The organism is Bradyrhizobium sp. 1(2017), assembly GCF_011602485.2.
Lineage (GTDB): Bacteria > Pseudomonadota > Alphaproteobacteria > Rhizobiales > Xanthobacteraceae > Bradyrhizobium.
In genome coordinates this window covers 1707669-1727399 of the sequence record NZ_CP050022.2, presented here as the reverse complement: position 1 = coordinate 1727399, position 19731 = coordinate 1707669, and the positions used below count along the sequence as shown (strand labels likewise).

The 19731-nt window shown below is 65.6% G+C and carries 17 protein-coding genes; 10 read left to right on the top strand and 7 right to left on the bottom strand.

Features of this window, described 5'->3' with window-relative positions; genetic code table 11:
* The first annotated feature begins 3 nt into the window (after window positions 1-3).
* Window positions 4-633 carry a uracil phosphoribosyltransferase gene (gene upp / locus HAP40_RS08285; RefSeq protein WP_166818266.1) on the top strand — a complete coding sequence of 210 codons (630 nt, stop codon included), beginning with the start codon at window positions 4-6 and terminating at the stop codon, window positions 631-633.
* Window positions 634-644: 11 nt separating this feature from the next.
* On the opposite strand, the gene HAP40_RS08280 is transcribed toward upp, so the two are convergent.
* Together HAP40_RS08280 and HAP40_RS08275 are read right to left on the bottom strand one after the other, a co-directional pair.
* Window positions 645-1754: a M48 family metallopeptidase gene (locus tag HAP40_RS08280; protein WP_166818267.1), complete on the bottom strand. Its 1110-nt coding sequence runs from the start codon at window positions 1752-1754 to the stop codon at window positions 645-647.
* A gap of 3 nt (window positions 1755-1757) precedes the next feature.
* Window positions 1758-2903 carry a YjgN family protein gene (locus HAP40_RS08275; RefSeq protein WP_208024954.1) on the bottom strand — a complete coding sequence of 382 codons (1146 nt, stop codon included), beginning with the start codon at window positions 2901-2903 and terminating at the stop codon, window positions 1758-1760.
* 309 nt (window positions 2904-3212) lie between these two features.
* Between HAP40_RS08275 and HAP40_RS08270 the strand changes: the two genes are divergently transcribed.
* Complete coding sequence (locus HAP40_RS08270) at window positions 3213-4478, top strand: cytochrome P450 (protein ID WP_166818269.1); 1266 nt, start codon at window positions 3213-3215, stop codon at window positions 4476-4478.
* 25 nt (window positions 4479-4503) lie between these two features.
* On the top strand, window positions 4504-5778 hold the full coding sequence (locus tag HAP40_RS08265; protein ID WP_166818270.1) for a cytochrome P450: 1275 nt from the start codon (window positions 4504-4506) through the stop codon (window positions 5776-5778).
* A 230-nt stretch (window positions 5779-6008) separates the two neighbouring features.
* Here the strand turns inward: HAP40_RS08265 and HAP40_RS08260 are convergent, their stop codons facing one another.
* Entirely contained in the window at window positions 6009-6929 is a 921-nt protein-coding gene (locus tag HAP40_RS08260) for a LysR substrate-binding domain-containing protein (protein ID WP_166818271.1), read from the bottom strand.
* A 125-nt stretch (window positions 6930-7054) separates the two neighbouring features.
* Between HAP40_RS08260 and HAP40_RS08255 the strand changes: the two genes are divergently transcribed.
* The 4 genes from HAP40_RS08255 to mdlC all read left to right on the top strand — a co-directional run bounded on the left by HAP40_RS08255 (window position 7055) and on the right by mdlC (window position 11973).
* Window positions 7055-8224 (top strand): acyl-CoA dehydrogenase family protein, encoded by a 1170-nt coding sequence (locus tag HAP40_RS08255; RefSeq protein ID WP_166818272.1) that lies wholly within the window; start codon window positions 7055-7057, stop codon window positions 8222-8224.
* A 9-nt stretch (window positions 8225-8233) separates the two neighbouring features.
* Complete coding sequence (locus tag HAP40_RS08250) at window positions 8234-9337, top strand: CaiB/BaiF CoA transferase family protein (RefSeq protein ID WP_166818273.1); 1104 nt, start codon at window positions 8234-8236, stop codon at window positions 9335-9337.
* Between the two features lie 14 nt (window positions 9338-9351).
* Window positions 9352-10203 carry an FAS1-like dehydratase domain-containing protein gene (locus HAP40_RS08245; protein ID WP_166818274.1) on the top strand — a complete coding sequence of 284 codons (852 nt, stop codon included), beginning with the start codon at window positions 9352-9354 and terminating at the stop codon, window positions 10201-10203.
* A gap of 147 nt (window positions 10204-10350) precedes the next feature.
* Window positions 10351-11973: a benzoylformate decarboxylase gene (gene mdlC / locus HAP40_RS08240; protein ID WP_166818275.1), complete on the top strand. Its 1623-nt coding sequence runs from the start codon at window positions 10351-10353 to the stop codon at window positions 11971-11973.
* A gap of 168 nt (window positions 11974-12141) precedes the next feature.
* Here mdlC and HAP40_RS08235 read toward each other — a convergent pair whose 3' ends face one another.
* Window positions 12142-12918 (bottom strand): SDR family NAD(P)-dependent oxidoreductase, encoded by a 777-nt coding sequence (locus tag HAP40_RS08235; protein WP_166818276.1) that lies wholly within the window; start codon window positions 12916-12918, stop codon window positions 12142-12144.
* 75 nt (window positions 12919-12993) lie between these two features.
* Between HAP40_RS08235 and HAP40_RS08230 the strand changes: the two genes are divergently transcribed.
* Entirely contained in the window at window positions 12994-13455 is a 462-nt protein-coding gene (locus HAP40_RS08230) for a MarR family winged helix-turn-helix transcriptional regulator (RefSeq protein ID WP_166818277.1), read from the top strand.
* A gap of 188 nt (window positions 13456-13643) precedes the next feature.
* Here the strand turns inward: HAP40_RS08230 and HAP40_RS08225 are convergent, their stop codons facing one another.
* The gene (locus HAP40_RS08225; RefSeq protein ID WP_166818278.1) at window positions 13644-14438 is read right to left on the bottom strand and encodes an SDR family oxidoreductase; all 795 of its coding nucleotides are present in this window, start codon (window positions 14436-14438) and stop codon (window positions 13644-13646) included.
* A 35-nt stretch (window positions 14439-14473) separates the two neighbouring features.
* Entirely contained in the window at window positions 14474-15169 is a 696-nt protein-coding gene (gene trhA / locus HAP40_RS08220; protein WP_166818279.1) for a PAQR family membrane homeostasis protein TrhA, read from the bottom strand.
* 179 nt (window positions 15170-15348) lie between these two features.
* Between trhA and HAP40_RS08215 the strand changes: the two genes are divergently transcribed.
* Together HAP40_RS08215 and HAP40_RS08210 are read left to right on the top strand one after the other, a co-directional pair.
* Window positions 15349-16818 carry a YcjX family protein gene (locus HAP40_RS08215; protein ID WP_166818280.1) on the top strand — a complete coding sequence of 490 codons (1470 nt, stop codon included), beginning with the start codon at window positions 15349-15351 and terminating at the stop codon, window positions 16816-16818.
* Window positions 16815-17843 (top strand): YcjF family protein, encoded by a 1029-nt coding sequence (locus HAP40_RS08210; RefSeq protein ID WP_166818281.1) that lies wholly within the window; start codon window positions 16815-16817, stop codon window positions 17841-17843. Before HAP40_RS08215 ends, HAP40_RS08210 begins: the two co-directional genes overlap by 4 nt.
* 97 nt (window positions 17844-17940) lie before the next feature.
* Here the strand turns inward: HAP40_RS08210 and HAP40_RS08205 are convergent, their stop codons facing one another.
* On the bottom strand, window positions 17941-19584 hold the full coding sequence (locus HAP40_RS08205; RefSeq protein ID WP_166818282.1) for a glycosyltransferase family 39 protein: 1644 nt from the start codon (window positions 19582-19584) through the stop codon (window positions 17941-17943).
* Window positions 19585-19731 lie beyond the last annotated feature (147 nt).

Sequence of the window (19731 nt, the reverse complement as noted above, 5' to 3'; positions counted from 1 at the left end):
GTCATGCAAGGCGTCACCATCGTCGACCATCCCCTCGTCCAGCACAAGCTGACGCTGGTGCGGGACAAATCGATCTCGACTAAGTCCTTTCGCGAGCTGATCAAGGAGATCGGCATGCTGCTGTGCTACGAGGTGACGCGCGATCTGCCGCTCGCCGACACCGTCATCGAGACGCCGCTGGCGACGATGCATTCGGCCAAGATCGCCGGCAAGAAGCTGGTGTTCGTGCCGATGCTGCGGGCCGGCACCACCTTCGTCGACGGCATGATGGATTTGGTGCCGACCGCGCGCGTCGCCCATATCGGCCTCTATCGCGAACCCCACAGCTTTGCCGCGGTCGAGTATTTCTTCAAATCACCGTCAGATCTCCACGAGCGCCTCGCGATCGTGGTGACGCCTGTGGTCGCGACCGCCAACACGGCGGTGGCCGCCATCGACCGGCTGAAGGAGCGCGGCGCCAAGGACATCCGCCTCGCCTGCCTGATCGCCGCGCCGGAAGGACTCGAACGGCTGCGCGGGTTGCATCCGGACGTGCCGATCTGGACGGCCGCGGTGGACGAAGGCCTGGACGAGAACGGCTTCATCCTGCCGGGCCTTGGCGATGCCGGCGACCGCGCCTACGGCACGCGATAGCGCCGCGGAGCCTAGATCTTCCCGCTGCCGCAAATCAACTTCAGCGCCTGCCATTCCTTGTCCGTCAGCAAAGGCGGGCCGCTGGCGGGACGGTCCTCCCTCGTCATGCGCGCGAGCCGGTCCTCGGTGAGCGGATGGCTCGCCAGGATCGACGTGAGGCCGCCGCCTTCCTTGCCGGTGATGCGGAACATCAGCTCGGCCGCAGGCTTCGGCGAGCGGCCGAGCGCATGCATGGTCTCTATCGCAAACGTATCCGCGGCGGTCTCGGCCTCGCGCGAATAGGAAGCTTCGACCAGGCTGCGCGAGGCGAAGATCACGGCCGAGGAGCCGGTGACGTCGCCGAACAGCAGGCCGATCAGGAACGAGGTGCCGCCGTTGTAGATCAGGCCGCGCATGTTGTCGTGATGCTTGAGGTGGCCGAGCTCATGCGCGATGATGCCGGCGAGCTCGTCGGGGGTCTCGGCCTTGTCGAGCAGGCCCTTGAGCACGAACACCTTGCCGCCGGGCAGCGCGAACGCGTTCGGCACCGCCGTCGGCAGCACGCCCGCCGTCATGGAATCGTCGTCGAGGCCCGCGGCATCGCGCAGGCGATTGACGAGCTTCGTGAACGCGGCCTTGCCGGCGGGATCCTCGCACACGCTGCGGCCGAAGATGGACTTCATCTGGACCTCGGCGGCATCACCGATACGGCGCTCGACCGGCTTGGGCACCAGCGGCGCGAGCCGGTCGGCGGCCAGCGGCACGCCGAACAGCACGACGCAGACGATGGAGACGGCCGCCGCCACCGACCAGCCGACGATCTTGGCGACACCGCCGCGCGTGGCCTGGTGCTCGTCGAGCCGCAAGCACCGCGCGGTCAGATCCGCTGCCAGCGCGGCGTCCCGGATCTCCAGCCGCGCCAAGGGCGGCGCGGATGTCGAGGCCAGCCGCAAAACCCCGGACGGGCTGTCGGCACGGCGGATATCGGCATAGGCCCAGCGCACGGGCGCTGCGCCGTCCTCGACGATCTCGAGCGCGTCACCGAGCGTCAGCGTCACCTGACGCCTGCGGCTCGAGACGCCGTCGAAGAAGATCGTCGGCTTGACGGACTGCGCCGGGGCCTCGGTCGACAACTCACTCACGGCTCAAAATCCTGCAACGTCCAGTCCATCGGCAAAACCTTCGCCGAGCGCGCCGGCGAGCTTGCCGCTGCCACGAACATCCGCCGCGGCCGCGATGTTGTGCACCTCGACCGTCTCCAGCACCTTCGCCCAGAGATCGCGCTGAAGATAGACGCGCATGACGATGTTGATGGCAAGAGCGGCCGCGAAATAGCCGATCACCATCATCACCACCATCGGGATGCTCTTGGCGGCATTGTCACCGGCAAACATCTCCTCGGCCGAAACGCCGCTCAGTGTGACGACCAGCAACATACCGCCGACCATATAGGCGCCGAAAGCGGCCGAGAGCAGTGTCCACCAGCCGATCACTTTCCAATTCAGGCCATAGAACGCATCGTGCGGCAATTGGGAGGACAGGCTGACGCCGCCGATGCGAACGCCGTCGAGCCACCAGCGCCATTCGCGCGCCTTGAACTCGGCATACAGGAACGGCGCGAGCGGAAAGATCAGGAGCGCAATCGGGCTGAGCAGCCACAGCCACCAGCCGCGCTTGAAGAAGGTCCAGCCGTCACCCTCGAAATCGCCGGTCAGATCGCCGTAATGGGTGTGCTGCATCTTGTAGCGTTCGAGCGCAGCCTCGCGCCAGGGCAGCGCCAGGCCGAGCGTCAGGAACACCAGCAAGCCCCACAGCATGGCGCGTAACGAATAGGCCCAGCCCGAGCCGTCCATCCAGAAGCGCACGCCGCGCCAGACCGTGCGCGTCAGGCGATAGCGCCGCGCGCGAAAAATCGCGAATTGGCCGAAGGCGTAGAAGGCGAGGAACAACGGCACCGAGGCGAAGCCCTGCCAGCGCTCGAACTCGATGCCGATCAAGAAGTAGGCGAGATAGATCGGGACGAGGATCGCGAGCGCGACGAGGAAGCCGATCAGGAGCTCCTTGGCCCGTCCAGTGTATTCGGCGGCATCGCCATCGACCGCTGTGTGCGTCCACAGATGGCGGCGGATGTCGGTGACGAGCCAGAACCGGTAGAAGCCGAAGGTGACGAGCTCGAGCATGGCACCCTTGGTGACCAATTTGCGGAACTCGGTGCGATTGCCGGTGAAATCGACCCGCGTGGGCGGCAGCGGCGGGGGTAAGGGTTCGGAGCCAACGGGCGTCCATTGCATGTCGTTCACGGGCAGCAACCTCGGGATGCGGATCTCTTGCGGTCAACTATAGATCAGAGGTTAGTCGATCCCCAAGATGGGCGGGTTCGATTCGGCTCGATTCCAGCGGCTTTCTTGCACGATTCCCGACCGGGCGGCGTGCGGGAGGTCACGCTCGCGCGGCAGCGTGACGGCCGTCCGACGCTCCCGTGAAGGTTGGATGTGGCAAAACTCTCCCTTGCCCCGACGCAGACAACCGGCTGTAATTGCAAATCGAATACCGCAGCGCAGAATTCAACGACGCGCGGTTCGCCACCAGGGAGAGCGGTCATGCATGGGACCATCGAGAGCGAGGCCAAGCTCGACGCACTTCGCGCACGCGCCACGTCGCTGCCGCTGGAGCAATTCGATCCGGGCGATCCGGAGTTGTTCAGGACCGATACGTTCTGGCCCTATTTCGACCGGCTGCGCCGGGAAGATCCCGTGCACTATTGCAGGGATTCGATGTTCGGGCCGTATTGGTCGGTGACGCGCTACAACGACATCATGGAGATCGAGACCAACCACGCCGTGTTCTCCTCGGCTTCCGCGCTCGGCGGCATCACCATCCGCGACATCGATCCGGATTTGCGCCGCGAGAGCTTCATTGCGATGGACCCGCCGCGCCACGCGGCCCAGCGCAAGACCGTGGCGCCGATGTTCACGCCGACGCATCTGGACAATCTCGCGCTCAACATCCGCAAGCGCTCGGCCGAGTGCCTCGACAACCTGCCGCGCGGCGAGGTGTTCGACTGGGTCGACCGCGTCTCGATCGAGCTGACCACGCAGATGCTCGCGGTGCTGTTCGACTTCCCCTGGGAGGGCCGCCGCAAGCTGACGCGCTGGTCCGACATCGCCACCACCATCCCCGGTCCCGACGGCCTCGTTGCGACCGAGGACGCGCGGCAGGCCGAGCTGACCGAATGCGCCGGCTATTTCGCCCGCCTCTGGAAGGAGCGCATCGCGCAGCCGCCGAAGAGCGACCTGTTGTCGATGATGGCGCATGGCGCCGCGACGCGCGACATGGACGCCAAGAACTTCCTCGGCAATCTCGTCCTTTTGATCGTCGGCGGCAACGACACCACCCGTAACACCATGTCGGGCTCGATCTACGCGCTGAGCCAGCATCCGGATCAGTATCGCAAGCTGCGCGACAATCCCGGGCTGCTCGACAGCTTCGTGCCCGAGGTGATCCGCTGGCAGACGCCGCTGGCGCATATGCGCCGCACGGCGCTCGCCGATTTCGAGTTCCGCGGCAAGCAGATCAAGAAGGGTGACAAGGTCGTGATGTGGTACGTCTCGGGCAACCGCGACGAGGAGGCGATCGAAAAGCCCTACGATTTCATCATCGACCGCGCCCGCCCGCGCACGCACCTCTCCTTCGGCTTCGGCATCCACCGCTGCGTGGGCCTGCGGCTCGCTGAACTCCAGCTCAAGATTATTTGGGAGGAAATTCTCAAGCGTTTCGACCATATTGATGTGGTCGGCGAACCCAAGCGGGTCTATTCGAGTTTCGTGAAGGGTCTCGAAACGCTGCCGGTGAAGATTGCGGCGTGAGTCGAACGCAACTGGAGCCACGACCATGAACATCCAAGCGCCGGTCAACGTGGACACGGCCGAACGCATGCGCAGGGCCCGCGAGGAGGCCTATGCGACGCCGTTGTCGCAATTCCACCCCGGCGCGCCCCGGCTGTTCCAGGACGACACGCTGTGGCCGTGGTTCGAGCGGCTGCGCAAGGAAGAGCCGGTGCATTACTGCACCAATGCGCCGATCGAGCCCTACTGGTCGGTGGTCAAATACAACGACATCATGCATGTCGACACCAATCACGGCATCTTCTCCTCGGACTCGACGCTCGGCGGCATCTCGATCCGCGACGTGCCGCCCGGCTACGACTATCCAAGCTTCATCGCCATGGACCAGCCCCGGCATTCGGCGCAGCGCAAGACGGTGTCGCCGATGTTCACGCCAACGCATCTCGACGAGCTGGCCAAGCTGATCCGGCAGCGCGCGCAGACCGTGCTCGACAACCTGCCGCGCAACGAGACCTTCAACTTCGTCGAGCGCGTCTCGATCGAGCTGACGACGCAGATGCTGGCGACCCTGTTCGACTTCCCCTGGGAGGAGCGGCGCAAGCTGACGCGCTGGTCCGACGTCTCGACCGCGCTGCCCAAGAGCGGCATCGTCGCCTCGGCCGAAGAGCGCCGCCGCGAGATGGACGAGTGCTACGCCTACATGTCGAAGCTGTGGAACGAGCGCGTCAGCTCCGCACCGCGCAACGATCTGCTGTCGCTGATGGCGCACAACGACGCCACCCGCCACATGGACCCCGACAATCTGATGGGCAACATTATCCTGCTCATCGTCGGCGGCAACGACACCACGCGCAATACCATGACCGGCTCGGTGCTGGCCCTGAACGAGAACCCGGAGCAATACGACAAGCTCCGCGCCAATCCGGAGCTGATAGATTCCATGGTGCCGGAGGTGATCCGCTGGCAGACGCCGCTGGCGCATATGCGCCGCACCGCGCTTGCCGACACCGAGATCGCCGGCAAGCACATCAAGAAGGGCGACCGCGTCGTGATGTGGTACGTCTCCGGCAACCGCGACGAGGAGATGTTCGAGAAGCCGAACGACTTCATCATCGATCGCCCGCGGCCGCGCACCCATCTTTCCTTCGGCTTCGGCATCCACCGCTGCGTCGGCATGCGCCTCGCCGAGCTGCAGCTGCGGATCGTCTGGGAGGAGATGCTGAAGCGGTTCGACCGCATCGAGGTTGTGGGCGAGCCGAAGCGGATCTATTCGAGCTTTATCAAGGGATATGAGACGCTGCCGGTGCGGATTCCGGCCTGAGCTCTGTCCTCCGTCATTGCGAGGAGCTCTTGCGACGAAGCAATCCAGACTGCCACTGCGGAAAGATTCTGGATTGCTTCGCTCCGCTCGCAATGACGAGGTCTTGGCACCGATGCGTGTCAAATCTGCAGCGGCGAGTGCGGCGCGGCACCCCGCTATAAAATTCCGGCATGACAGGTCGCGCCAGATGCGAAGGCCAGGCGGGGCACGGCTGTTCTACGACACGGCGTCTAGCTCAGCCTGATGTCCCACAGGCCTTCCTTGCGGCAGGCGGCGACCTCGTCGCGCAGGAGCGCGGTGATGGCGAGCGAAGCCGTCGACGCCGGACGGTCGATCGGAGAAGCGAAAATGAGCTCGCGCGTCATCGGTTTCGAGACGACAGCGGTTTCCAGCCGCCCGTCCGCGACCTCGCCATGGACCGACGAGGGCGGCAGCAACGCGAAGCCGAGCCCCTCCTCGACGAGGCTCGTCAGCACGCGAAACGAATCCGCCTCCAGCTGCACGTTCAGCTTGATCTTGCGCTGGGCGGCCGCGTGCTCGATCAGCGCGCGGAGACCGTGGGAATGACTGGGCAGCACGAGGCGCTGCCGCAGAAGCCAGCCGATGTCGACGCTCTTCTTGCGCGACAGGCCGCAGCCGCGCGGACCGACCGCGACGATGTTGTCGCGGCCGAGGCTCTCGACATTGAGATGCAGATCGGCCGAGCGGCCGTAAAGGATGGCGAGGTCCATCTCGCCGCGATGCAGCCATTCGACGAGATGGCCGCTGTAGCTCTCGACGATGCGCAGCGAGATGCCGGGGAACTTTTCAACGCTGCGCCGCGCAAAGCGCGCCGACAGCACGCAGCTCACGGTCGGAACCAGGCCGAGCACGACCTGGCCCGACGGCGGTCCCTTCGACGACTGGATGTCGTCGCGGATCTGGTCGATCTGCCGCACGATGCCGGAGGTGCGCGCCAACAGCAGGCGGCCGGCCTCGGTCAGCACCATGCCGCGGCCGTTGCGGGTGAACAGCTCGGTGCGCAGCTCGTGTTCCAGGAGCTTGATCTGCCGGCTCAGTGCCGGCTGCGCAACGCGCAGCGTGTCGGACGCCTTGGACAGGCTGCCGAGCTCCGCCACGCAACTGAAGGTTCTGAGCTGCCGGAAATCCATGCTTGCCAATCCTGGAAGGCTACTCCATACGCTATAGCAAATGAGCATAGGGGACTGGCGATGTTTTCACAACGCCAGAGGATGGGCCGGCGTTATCTTAACTGCCGCTATCGATTGGAAACGCCATGAGTCAAGAACACCACAGCGAAGATCACGCCGACATCCGCGAAGCCGTCGCCAAGCTCTGCGCGCAGTTTCCCGGTGAATATTGGCGCAAGCTCGATCGCGAGATGGCCTACCCCAAGGCCTTCGTCGATGCGTTGACACAGGCCGGCTATCTCTCGGTGCTGATCCCCGAGGAATATGGCGGCGCGGGCCTGAAGCTCTCGGCGGCCGCGGCGATCCTGGAAGAGATCCAGCGTGCCGGCTGCAACGGCGGCGGCTGCCATGCCCAGATGTACACGATGGGCACCGTGCTGCGGCACGGCAATAACGAGCAGAAGGCGAAATACCTGCCGAAGGTCGCCAGCGGCGAATTGCGCCTGCAGGCCTTCGGCGTCACCGAGCCGACCAGCGGCACCGACACCTCCTCGCTGAAAACCTTCGCGCGCAAGGATGGCAACGACAGCTACATCGTCAACGGCCAGAAGATCTGGACCAGCCGCGCCGAACATTCCGATCTGATGATCCTGCTCGCGCGCACCACGCCGAAGGACCAGGTCAAGAAGCGCACGGACGGGCTCTCCGTGTTCATCGTCGACATGGGCGAGGCCAAGAACAACGGACTGGAGATCCGCCCGATCCGCACCATGATGAACCACGCCACGACGGAAGTGTTCTTCACCGACATGAAGGTGCCGGCGGAGAACCTGATCGGCGAGGAAGGCAAGGGCTTTCGCTACATCCTCTCCGGCATGAATGCCGAGCGCATCCTGATCGCCGCCGAATGCGTCGGCGACGCCAAATGGTTCATCGCCAAGGCAACGAACTATGCGAAGGAGCGCAGTGTTTTCGGCCGGCCGATCGGCCAGAACCAGGGCATCCAGTTCCCGATCGCTAAGGCCTACGCCTCAATGCGCGCGGCCGAGCTGATGGTGAAGGAAGCCACCCGCAAATACGAGGCCGGGCTCGACTGCGGCGCCGAGGCCAACATGGCCAAGATGCTGGCGGCGGACGCGTCCTGGGAAGCGGCGAACGCCTGCATCCAGACCCATGGCGGCTTCGGCTTCGCCGAGGAATATGACGTCGAGCGCAAGTTCCGCGAGACGCGGCTCTATCAGGTGGCGCCGATCTCGACCAATCTCGTGCTGTCCTTCGTCGCCGAGCATGTGCTTGGCATGCCCCGCTCGTACTGAGGGCGCGCCATGGGAGCACTTGACGGGATCAGGGTGATTGCGGTCGAGCAGGCGGTGGCGGCGCCGTTCTGCTCCTCGCGGCTGGCTGACGCCGGCGCCGAAGTGATCAAGATCGAGCGGCCCGAGGGCGATTTCGCCCGCGGCTATGACGCGGCGGCCAAGGGTCAGAGCAGCTATTTCGTCTGGCTCAACCGCGGCAAGCAATCGGCCGTGGTCGATCTCGCCACCAGGGAAGGCTGCGCCGAGCTGGAGAAGCTGATCGCGAGCGCCGACGTGCTGATCCAGAACCTCAAGCCGGGCTCGATGGACAAGCTCGGCTTTTCGCGCGAGCGGTTGCTGAAGGACTATCCGAGGCTGATCTCGTGCACGATCACCGGCTATGGCGACGACGGCCCCTACGCCCACCGCAAGGCCTATGATTTGCTGATCCAGGCCGAGAGCGGACTTGCGTCCATCACCGGCAACCCCGACGGCGCCTCGCGCGTCGGCATGTCGATCGTGGATGTCGCGACCGGCGCGACCGCCCATGCGGCAATTCTGGAGGCGCTGATCGGGCGCGGACGCACAGGCAAGGGTGCCGACATCCGCATCTCCATGTTCGACGTGATGGCGGACTGGTGCACCGTGCCGCTGCTCAATTCGGAGGCCGGCAATCCGCCCAAACGCATGGGCCTGCGCCATCCCTCGATCGCGCCCTACGGCGTCTTCACCTCGAAGGACGGCAAGGACATCCTGATCTCGATCCAGAGCGAGCGCGAGTGGAAGTCACTGTGCGCCAAGGTGCTGGATCAGCCGGATCTGCCTGCCGATCCCCGCGTCGCCAACATGGTCGAGCGCGTGCGCAACCGCGACTTCACCGACAAGACGGTGGCGGACAGCTTCGGCAAGATGACCCGCAACGAGCTGCTGAAGCGGCTATCGGATGCCGACATCGCCTTCGCCGAGGTCAACACCATGGCCGACCTCACGGGCCATCCTCATCTGCGCCGCATCGAGGTCGACACGCCGAACGGCCGCGTCAGCTATCCCGCACCGGCGCCGATCATCGTCGGCGAGACGCGCAGTTATGGCGCCGTCCCTGCCATCGGCGAACGACCCCAATCCAAGAAGTAACAGAGCGAGGCGTCATGACCGAGAAGCTCGACATCGATCATTTGCGGCAATGGATCGGCCGCAGCACGGAGGCCACCGACGTCGTCACCGCGCAGCTCGTCATGGGCCTGCGCGCGACGCTGTTCCAGGAGGTCGGCGAGCCCAAGACGGGCGATGCCGCGCCGTTCACGGTGCATTGGTGCCTGGCGCAACCGGTGTTTCCGATGTCGATGCTCGGGCCCGACGGCCACCCGACTCGCGGCGGCTTTCTGCCGCCGGTGCCGCTGCCGCGACGGATGTGGGCCGGCGGCGAGATCGAGTTCCTGCAGCCGTTGCGCGTCGGCGACGAATCGACGCGAACCTCGCGCATCGCCGATGTTCAGGTAAAGTCGGGCTCGACCGGCACGCTGTGCTTCGTCTCGGTCGAGCACAGCATCTCCTCGCCGCGCGGCACGGCCATCCGCGAGCGGCAGGATATCGTCTATCGCGAGATGACGAGCGCGCAGGCGGCTCCTGCCAAGGCCCCGCCTCCGCCGCCGAAGGCGCAGCACCGCGAGACGCATGTGTCGGATCCGGTGCTGCTGTTCCGCTATTCCGCGCTGACCTTCAACGGCCACCGCATCCACTACGATCGCGATTACGTGACCAAGGTCGAGGGCTATCCGGGGCTGATCTTCCACGGACCGTTGCAGGCCGCGTTCATCATCGAGATGGCGGCCAGGCTTCGCAGCGGCAAGGCGCCGAGGAAGTTCACCTATCGCGGCGTGCAGCCGCTGTTCGAGGGCACGGAGTTTTCCATCAACGCCAACGAGAACGAGGCGGGCATGGAGCTATGGACCGCGAACGCGGAGGGCCAGCCGACGATGAAGGGCACGGCGGTGTGGTGAGCCACCGCGGCCTCTCCATCGTCATTGCGAGCGAAGCGAAGCAATCCAGAATGCCTCCGCGGAGGTAGTCTGGATTGCTTCGTCGCTTCGCTCCTCGCAATGACGGTGTGAGGCTGCTACCATCACTCAACAACAGGGACGGAAACGATGACAAAAAACGGCAAGACCGGCAGCAGATCCGTCACCGTCAAGCAGGCAACGCTCGACCTGCTGCGCGCCTTCGGGATCGACCGGGTGTTCGGCAATCCCGGCTCGACCGAGCTGCCGTTCCTGAGCGACTGGCCCGATGACATCGATTACGTGCTGGCGCTGCAGGAAGCTTCCGCCGTCGGCATGGCCGATGGTTACGCGCAGGCGACGCGCAATGCCGCCTTCGTCAATTTGCATTCGGCGGCCGGCGTCGGCAACGCGCTCGGCAACATCTACACCGCGCATCGCAACCAGACGCCGCTCGTGATCACCGCCGGCCAGCAAGCCCGCTCGATCCTGCCGCTGCAGGCCTTTCTCTATGCTGAGCGCGCTTCCGAATTCCCACGGCCTTACGTCAAATACAGCGTCGAGCCGGCGCGGCCCGAGGACGTGCCCGCCGCGATCGCGCGGGCCTATTACACCGCGATGCAGCCGCCGTGCGGGCCGACCTTCGTGTCGATCCCGATCGACGACTGGGCGCATGCGGCCGCTCCCGTCGAGGCGCGCAAGGTCAGCCGCGAGATCGGCCCCGAACCAGACGCGATGCAGGCGCTGGTGAAGGCGCTGACGTCGAGCAAGCACCCTGCCCTGGTCGTCGGTCCCGGTGTCGACCGTGCCGGCGCGGTGGACCTGATGGTGCGTGTCGCCGAGAAGGCGAAGGCCAGCGTCTGGGTCAGCCCGTTCTCGGCGCGCTGCTCGTTCCCCGAGCGGCATCCGCAATTTGCGGGCTTCCTGCACGCCTCGCCCGCGCAGCTCTCCGACGCGCTGCGCGAGCACGATCTCGTCGTCGTGATCGGCGCGCCGGTGTTCACCTTCCATGTCGAAGGCCATGCCGCGATCTTCGATGGCGGCGCGACGATCTTCCAGATCACCGATGATGCGGATGCGGCGGCCGTAACGCCGGTCGGCACCAGCATCATCGCAACGATGAAGCCGGCGCTTTCGATGCTGCTCGACCTGCTGCCGGAGAGCAAGCGCGCGGCACCCAAGGGCCGCACGTTGCCGCCGGCGCCGCAGGCGGCCGATCCGCTGCCCGTCGAGTTCCTGCTGCATGCGCTGTCGCAGGCGATGCCGGAAGGAAGCTCGCTGGTCGAGGAAGTGCCCTCGCACCGGCCGGCGATGCAGAAATTCCTGCCGATGCGCGGCCAGGACAGCTTTTACACGATGGCGAGCGGCGGCCTCGGCTATTCGCTGCCGGCCGCCGTCGGCATGGCGCTCGGCAAGCCGAACAGCCGTACCGTCTGCCTGATCGGCGACGGCTCGGCGATGTATTCGATCCAGGCGCTATGGACCGCGGCGCAGCGCAAGCTGCCGCTCACAATCGTCGTCCTCAACAATTCCGGCTACGGCGCGATGCGCTCGTTCAGCCAGGTGATGCAGGTGAGGAACGTGCCGGGGCTGGAGCTGCCGGGAATCGATTTCGTCCGGCTCGCCGAAGGCATGGGTTGCCATGCCGTGCGGGTGACGAAGGCGGCAGAGCTCGACGAAGCGCTGAAGCGCGGCATGGCGTTTGCGGGCACGAGCCTCGTCGAAGTCGTCGTGGATTCGGCAGTGCCGGTGCTGTACGGGCAGAAGCACTGAATTTGTCGTCCCGGCGAACGCCGGGACCCATACCGCATGATCTGTCGATTGAACGCAGGTGTCAGTACCGGAGGCCGAACAACGACCGGTCTTCGCCAAACTTCTCCCTGGGGTTATGGGTCACGGCGTTCGCCGGGACGACACTGAATTTGCCGCGCTACCACGAAGCTACGACGCCAAAAATCCCCCGTCCGCCGCCAGCACATGCCCGACGACATAGGATGACGCGTCGGACGACAGCCACACCACGGCTTCCGCCACCTCCTCCGCGCTCCCCATCCGCCGTAGCGGCAGGCCGGCACTCACGGTTGCGACATCGCCGACGCCAGCGCGCAGCATCATGTCGGTGACGACGCGGCCGGGCGCGATCGCGTTGATGCGGATGCCGCGCGGCGCGTTCTCCATCGCCGCCGAGCGCGTCAGCGAGATCGCGGCGGCTTTCGAAGCCGAATAGAGCGAGAAGCCCGGATTGGGATTACGCACGCCGCTGACGGAGGCGTTGACGACGATGCTGCCGCGCCCCTGCGCGAGCATCGCCGGCAGTTGATGGCGCAGGCACAGGAACAGCGCACGGACATTGGTATCGAACACGCTGTCGTAGATGTCAGTGCCCTGCTCCTCCAGCGGCGCGCGACGCTCCTGGAAACCGGCATTGTTGAAGGCGACGTCGAGCCGGCCGCAGCGCGCGATGGCCGAGCCGACGAGGCGCGCGACGTCGTCCTCGCGCGTGATGTCGGCCTGGAGTGCGATCGCAACCGCGCCCAGGTCGCGGCAGCTCGCGGCGGTCGTCTCGATCTCGGCCTCGCGCCGGCCCGCGACGAAAATCGCCTCCGCGCCTTCGGACGCCATCCGCAGCGCCGTGGCACGGCCGATGCCGCTGCCGCCGCCCGTCACCAGGCAGACCTTGCCCCTCATTCGCTGGCCGGCCGGCATAGTTTCGCTCATGGCATACTCCAAAACGCTTGCGTGCGCCGCTGCGCGCATATAGTTGTATGGTACAACTATATGCCGGGAGTCAAGATGGCCGAGCTGGCGCTGATCGACGACATTCGTGCCGCTTCGCGCCTGATGGTGCGCGAGCTCGGTTTCATGGATGCGACGGTGGCGGCCTCGGACTACCCGCCGTCGGCGGTCCACACCATCCTGGAGATCGGCATCCGCGGGCCCATGACGTCAGGGGAGCTTGGCGATTTCCTGCGTCTGGAGAAATCCAGCGTCAGCCGCCTGGTGCGCAAGCTGATCGATTGCGGCGAGCTGCGCGAGACGCCGGATGAGCAGGATGCACGCAGCAAGCGCTTGTCGCTGACCGCAAAGGGCCGGCGCACGCTGCAGGCGCTGCACGCGTTCGGCCGGCAACAGGTGAGCGGCGCGCTGGCTACGCTGACGGCGGCGGAGCAGCGCACGGTGCGCGAGGGGATGATGCTCTATGCGCGGGCGCTGCGGCAGAGCCGAGTGGAGGGTGAAGCGGAAGCGGCGGCCTAACCACCGCCGTCGTCCCGGCGAACGCCGGGACCCATACCGCGTGATCTGTCGATGAAGCACCGGTGTCAGTACCATGGGAAAGAGTAACTGGCGGTCTTCGCCAAATTTCTCCCTGGGGTTATCGGTCCCGGCGTTCGCCGGGACAACACCGCTTGTTTAGCATGAGCGCGCCATCAGCGCCGCTCGCCCTACTTCCCGAACTCCTCCCGCATCTTTGCCTGGATCTTGGCCATGCCGCCGATCCAGCGGTCGTAATTCTCGGTCTTCTTACGCATGTAGCCGAGGACTTGCGGGTGCGGCAGGATCAGGAACGTCTCCTGCTCGAGGGCGGCGAGCACATCCTTGGCCACCTGCTCCGGCGTGAGGTCGCCGTCGCCGGATTGCGGGCCCTTGGGGATCGAGCGCAGCATGTTGGTGTCGACGCCCTGCGGGCAGAGGATCGAGACCTTGATGTTGTCAGCCTTGTGCGAGATCGCGAGATTTTCGGCAAAACCGACCGCCGCGTGCTTGGTGGTGGAATAAGCCGGGCTGCCGACCTGCGACAACAGGCCCGCGGCCGAAATGGTGTTGAGGAAATAGCCGCCGCCGCGCGCCTTCATGCGCGGGATCAGATGGCGCGCGGCATAGACGTGGGCCATGACGTGGATCGCCCAGCTGCGCTGCCACGGCTCGTCGGAGGCGCCGCCGGCATTGACCGACATCGGATCGAAGCCGCCGCCGATGCCGGCATTGGAGCAGAACAACGCGATGGGGCCGAACTGCCGCTCGGTCTCCTCGATGACGTGGGCAACATCCTTTTCCTGCGCGACGTCGCATTTGAAGGCGGCGCCGTCCACCATGGCCGCGACCGCCCGTGCGTTGGCGGCGTCCATGTCCGCGACGACGACCTTGGCTGCGCCCGCGTGGTGAAAGGCCTCGCACAGCGCCTTGCCGATGCCGTTTGCGCCGCCCGTGACGACCACGACCTTGCCGGTCACCTGCATGCGACGTCTCCTCTGAATACCGCGTTTTGTTCGTCTTAGCTCAATACGAGATCGAGCACTGCGGTATAATGGCACGCCGCGCCGGCCAAGACAAAGCCGTGCCAGATCGCATTCTGGAAGCGCAACCGCCGCCAGGCGTGGAAGATCACGCCAAAGCTGTACAGCAGGCCGCCCGCCAGGATGAAGCCGAGCACCAGCGCAGGCAACGCCCTGACCACCGGGCCATAGAGCATCACGCCGCTCCAGCCCATCGCGAGGTAGATGCCGACCGAGACGCGGTCGAACCGGCCGGGATAGAGCAGCTTCAGCACGATGCCCAGGATCGCCACGCACCAGACGCCGGCGAGCAGCACCAGCGCGAACACGCTGTCCTTCACCTCGAGGATGAACGGCGTATAGGTCGCCGCGATCAGGAGGTAAATCGCCGAATGATCAAGCCGCCGCAGCAGCCATTTGGCCGGCGAGACCGGCCAGAGGTTATAGGTCGCCGACAGCACCAGCATCGAGATCAGGCCCGCGACGTAGATCGAGACGCCGACGATGTCGGTGGCGTCGGCATAGATCGCCGTCAGCACCACCAGCACAGTCGCGGCGATGATGCCGGAGAGCACGCCGATCCCATGGATGATACCGTCCGCGATCAGCTCTGCGCGGTCGTAATCCCAGCCGATTGCATCGGCTGCGGCGTGGACGGAGGTGGAGGCGAGCTGTTTCAGTTGGAAGACGGTCATGGCAATCCGCAAACGCTGAGACAATGTCCTCTTCGATGGGTCTTCCGAGATCGGCACGTCGTTCAATCGCTGATTTGCCGACAAAGGCGGTGGAAGTATGAAGCTTGATTTTCCTCACGCAATTGCCACTTTTGTGAACGGTCACACATCCCGCTCGCCCGAAATCCGTTAACGTTCATATGGCATTCAGTTTCCAGGATATGGTCGAAGAAGCGCGGCTGTCGGCGCGGGCGCTGATCGACTATGGCGAGCACTTCTTCAATCCGACGGTGCGGCTCGGCGTCACCGGCCTGTCGCGAGCCGGCAAGACTGTGTTCATCACCGCGCTGATCCATGGCCTGACCCGTGGCGGCCGGTTTCCGGTGTTCGAGGCCTATTCATCAGGCCGGATCGCACGGGCCAATCTGGCGCCGCAGCCCGACGATGCCGTGCCGCGCTTTGCCTATGAGAACCATCTGCGTGCGCTGATCGAGGAGCGGCGCTGGCCGAACTCGACGGTCGACATCAGCGAGCTCAGGCTCGTGATCGACTATCAGCGCCCGAACGGCGCCGACCGCACGCTGACGCTCGACATCGTCGACTATCCCGGCGAATGGCTGCTGGATCTGCCGCTGCTGCAGAAAAGCTACGAGCAATGGTCGGCGGAAAGCCTCGCGCTGTCGCGCGAGACGCCGCGCGCGCATCTGGCCGCGGACTGGCACGCGCATCTGGCGACACTCAAGCCCGAGGCACGCCAGGACGAGCAGGCAACGCTGACGGCCGCGAAGCTCTTCACCAATTATTTACGCGCCTGCCGCGACGAGCGCTTCGCAATGAGCCTGTTGCCGCCCGGCCGCTTCCTGATGCCCGGCAATCTCGCCGACACGCCGGCACTGACCTTTGCGCCGCTCGATTTGCCCGGAGGCGGGCAGGCGCCGGACGGTTCGCTATGGGCGATGATGGTGCGCCGTTTCGAAGCCTACAAGGACATGGTGGTGCGGCCGTTCTTTCGCGATCATTTCGCGCGCCTCGATCGCCAGATCGTGCTCGCGGACGCGCTCGCCGCATTCAACTCCGGCCCCGCGGCGCTGCACGATCTCGAAGCCGCGCTGGCCGGCATTCTCGACTGTTTCAACATCGGCCGCAGCACGTTGCTCTCCAGCCTGTTCCGGCCGCGCATCGACCGCATCCTGTTCGCGGCGACCAAGGCGGATCATCTGCATCATTCCAGCCACGACCGGCTCGAGGCCGTGCTGCGCCGCGCGGTCACCCGCGCCGTGTCGCGCGCGGAAAACACCGGCGCGCAGATCGACGTCGTCGCGCTCGCCGCCGTGCGCGCCACGCGCGAGGCGCAGGTGGCACATGGCCGCGACAAATTGCCGTCGATCCTGGGGACGCCGGCCGCGGGCGAAAGCGCTGGCGGCGAGTTGTTCGACGGCAACACCGAGGTTGCGACCTTTCCGGGCGATTTGCCGCTAGATCCCGAACCGCTGTTCAATGGCACGGATGCGTTCCGCGGGCTGTCGACGCGGGCCGCCGAGACAAGCGACTTCCGCTTCCTGCGCTTCCGGCCGCCAAAGCTCGAGCGCGAAGGCACGGAGGAGCCGACACTGCCACACATCCGCCTCGACCGTGCCCTGCAGTTCCTGATCGGAGACAAGCTGTCATGACCGAGCGATCCCAGCAGCGGCGGCCGGCGACGTTCCGGCTCGACGATCCCGGCGTCGTTGTCACCGAAGCCGACGAGACCAGCCGGCTCAGTCGCGCCACCATCCAGATCACGCCGGAGCCCGATCCTCTGGCGCTGCCGGTGCCGGTTCAAACGGCGCTACCGGCGCGGCGCGGCTTTCCCTGGGGTACGCTGTTCTGGTCCGGCCTCGCCGGGTTGACGCTGCTCGGGGTCGGGCTCGGCGTAGTTCATCTGATCGAGGATTTGTTTGCGCGCAGCGAAAGCCTCGGCTTCGTCGGACTTGGCTTTGCGCTCGTCACCGCGCTTGCGCTCGCGGTCGTGATCGGACGGGAAGCGTTCGGCCTTGCGCGCCTCGCGACCATCGAGAAGCTGCATCAGCGCGCGGCTGCCGTCCTTGCCAGCGACGACCGCAAGGAGAGCCGCGTCATCGTGCAGGACCTTCTCAACATCGCGCATCAGAACCCGCACCTCGCACGCGCCCGCGCCACGCTGGAGAGCCATGCCGGTGAGATCATCGACGGCGCCGACATGATCCGGCTCGCCGAGCGCGAGTTGATGTCGCCGCTGGATGTCGAGGCGCGGCGGCTGGTGTCCTCCGCCGCGCAAAAGGTCTCGATCGTCACCGCGGTCTCGCCGCGAGCGGCGATCGACGTGCTGTTCGTGTTCGTCGCCGCGCTGCGCCTGATCCGCCAGCTTGCCTTTCTCTACGGCGGGCGCCCCGGCGCACTCGGCATGATCCGCCTGCTCCGCCACGTCATCGCCCATCTCGCCATCACCGGCGGCATGGCCGCGAGCGACAGCCTGGTGCAGCAGATGCTCGGCCATGGCATCGCGGCAAAGCTTTCGCAGCGGCTGGGCGAAGGCGTGCTCAATGGCTTGTTGACGGCGCGGCTGGGCCTCGCCGCGATTGACGTCACCCGGCCGCTGCCGTTCGCGGCGCTGCCGCCGCCGAAGCTGTCGGATTTGGCGACGGATTTGCTGCGGAAGAAGGACGATGAGGAATAGCGCGCAGCTCCCCCTCTCCTTTTGCGGGAGAGGGCGGCTCGCCGCGCAGCGGCTTCGCGCCACCTTCTCCCGCAAAGGGTGAAGAGAGCTTGTCGCGCTAGCTGTGCATTCTCGCGTCGAATTCCCCTGCCAGCACCCGCCATAAAAACAGCGGCGAGTCCTTCGGCGGCGACAGCTCCGGGGTCCAGCCGGTCAGCTTTTCGAGCACATACGTGTCCATCACGCGGCCGCGCCAGCTTCGTTCGACCTCGCCAAGCTGTTCGCGCTTCGCCGGAATGTTCTCCCACAGCGACGAACGATTGTCCGGCTCGCGGCCGACATAGATGCCGGCGTGGCCCTTGATCTTGTCCATGCCGGGATCGCGGAAATCCTGGAAGCGGCCGCGCTCGTTGATCTCGACGACGGGCACGCGGCCGCGGAACAGCCAGCGCATCATGGCGTAGGTGCGGTAGTCCGTGGTCGCGATCCAGGTCGCGCCGGTCTCGTCGAGCGCGGCCTGCGCACGCGCGGCGACCTGCCCGTAGCCGGCTTCGGCGCCGATCGGATCGATCTTGCCGAGGAAATTCCAGGGCGCGGCGACGTAGTAGAGGAACACGATGACGACGAAGGCGATGCCCGAGACCACCGCCGTGTTGGCCCAGAACAGCGACGATCTGAGCATCCGGGCCGACCATCCCTCCTTCGCCATCGTCGTGAGGTTGATGGCGGCGGCGGCAAATCCAACCGGCCACATGAACATCGGCCAGGTGTCGCCGACACGAAGCGTCAGCGACTTGAAGAAGAAATAGAGAAACGGCACCAGCACCGCGGTCGAGAGCAGGATCGCGACCGGCTCGCGCGTGCGATAGCCGCGCCACGCCGTCAGCACCAGCCCGGTCAGCACCACCGGCAGCATGACGAAGCCGACCAGGCCGAATTGCAGGCCGATGTAATCGCCGATCGTGCGCAGCGAGACGCCGTAATTGGCGGTGGCGCGCACGCCCTGGAAGCGGAACGAGGCCCAGTCATGCTGCGCGTTCCAGATCAGCACCGGCGAGAACACCGTTATCGCGACCAGCACGGCGAGATAGGGGTAAGGACTGCGCAGCCAGCGCCACCGCCAATCCGGCACCAGCAGAAAGGCGGCAATTGCGGGCGCAAACATGATCGCGGTGAACTTCGACAGCATCGAGAGGCCTGCGAACAGGCCGGCCGCGAGCCACCAGCGGCCATCGCCGCCCTGCGCCAGCCGCACCAGCGACCACATCATCGCCACCGCAAACGGGATCATGGCGACATCGGGCGCGACCTTGGCCATCAGCAGGCCGTAATAGAGCGCGGCCTCCGGCATCAGCACCGCAAACATCACGGCGCGCGTATCATGCGTCAGGCGACGGACGATGTCCGCGAGCAGAAGCTGCGTCACCAGCATTGCGACGATGCCGCCGAAGCGGACGCCGAACGCAGTGTCGCCGAAGATCGCCGTGCCGAAGCGGATCAGCCAGGCGATGCCCGGCGGATGATCGAGGAAGCTGAGCGCCGTCTCCTTCGACCAGGTCCAGTAATAGGCCTCGTCGGTGCGCAGCTCGATCGCGGAGGCATAGACGATGCGCAGCACGGTCATCGCGGCGATGACGAGCAAGGCGATCACGATGAGACGGCGTTCGGCGCCGTCTGGCCTCGCGGAGATGTCGGGAGCGATCGTCACGGCCGCGCTTTTCCCCGACTTGGGGGGGGGAGTCAATGTGCGGAGTTCCAACATAGGTGTCGTCCCGTGCAAGCGAAGCGCAGACCGGGGACGACGGCGGAGTGTGAGGCGCCTTCCCACGCATGTGATCCGGCAACCTGTCCAGCCCGGGAATTAAACGCTACGCTGGCTGTTCTCCTCCACGAACTGATACAATCGAAT

What these genes read in the sequence shown, in the direction of transcription:
- HAP40_RS08225 (WP_166818278.1), bottom strand. Translation starts at nt 14,438, where the DNA reads ATGCAGGTGACCGGCAAGGTCGTGGTCGTCACGGGCGGCGCAAACGGC.
- HAP40_RS08275 (WP_208024954.1), bottom strand. Translation starts at nt 2,903, where the DNA reads ATGCAATGGACGCCCGTTGGCTCCGAACCCTTACCCCCGCCGCTGCCG.
- HAP40_RS08245 (WP_166818274.1), top strand. Translation starts at nt 9,352, where the DNA reads ATGACCGAGAAGCTCGACATCGATCATTTGCGGCAATGGATCGGCCGC.
- upp (WP_166818266.1), top strand. Translation starts at nt 4, where the DNA reads ATGCAAGGCGTCACCATCGTCGACCATCCCCTCGTCCAGCACAAGCTG.
- HAP40_RS08235 (WP_166818276.1), bottom strand. Translation starts at nt 12,918, where the DNA reads ATGAGCGAAACTATGCCGGCCGGCCAGCGAATGAGGGGCAAGGTCTGC.
- HAP40_RS08230 (WP_166818277.1), top strand. Translation starts at nt 12,994, where the DNA reads ATGGCCGAGCTGGCGCTGATCGACGACATTCGTGCCGCTTCGCGCCTG.
- HAP40_RS08250 (WP_166818273.1), top strand. Translation starts at nt 8,234, where the DNA reads ATGGGAGCACTTGACGGGATCAGGGTGATTGCGGTCGAGCAGGCGGTG.
- HAP40_RS08215 (WP_166818280.1), top strand. Translation starts at nt 15,349, where the DNA reads ATGGCATTCAGTTTCCAGGATATGGTCGAAGAAGCGCGGCTGTCGGCG.
- HAP40_RS08210 (WP_166818281.1), top strand. Translation starts at nt 16,815, where the DNA reads ATGACCGAGCGATCCCAGCAGCGGCGGCCGGCGACGTTCCGGCTCGAC.
- trhA (WP_166818279.1), bottom strand. Translation starts at nt 15,169, where the DNA reads ATGACCGTCTTCCAACTGAAACAGCTCGCCTCCACCTCCGTCCACGCC.
- HAP40_RS08270 (WP_166818269.1), top strand. Translation starts at nt 3,213, where the DNA reads ATGCATGGGACCATCGAGAGCGAGGCCAAGCTCGACGCACTTCGCGCA.
- HAP40_RS08260 (WP_166818271.1), bottom strand. Translation starts at nt 6,929, where the DNA reads ATGGATTTCCGGCAGCTCAGAACCTTCAGTTGCGTGGCGGAGCTCGGC.
- HAP40_RS08205 (WP_166818282.1), bottom strand. Translation starts at nt 19,584, where the DNA reads ATGTTGGAACTCCGCACATTGACTCCCCCCCCCAAGTCGGGGAAAAGC.
- HAP40_RS08255 (WP_166818272.1), top strand. Translation starts at nt 7,055, where the DNA reads ATGAGTCAAGAACACCACAGCGAAGATCACGCCGACATCCGCGAAGCC.
- mdlC (WP_166818275.1), top strand. Translation starts at nt 10,351, where the DNA reads ATGACAAAAAACGGCAAGACCGGCAGCAGATCCGTCACCGTCAAGCAG.
- HAP40_RS08265 (WP_166818270.1), top strand. Translation starts at nt 4,504, where the DNA reads ATGAACATCCAAGCGCCGGTCAACGTGGACACGGCCGAACGCATGCGC.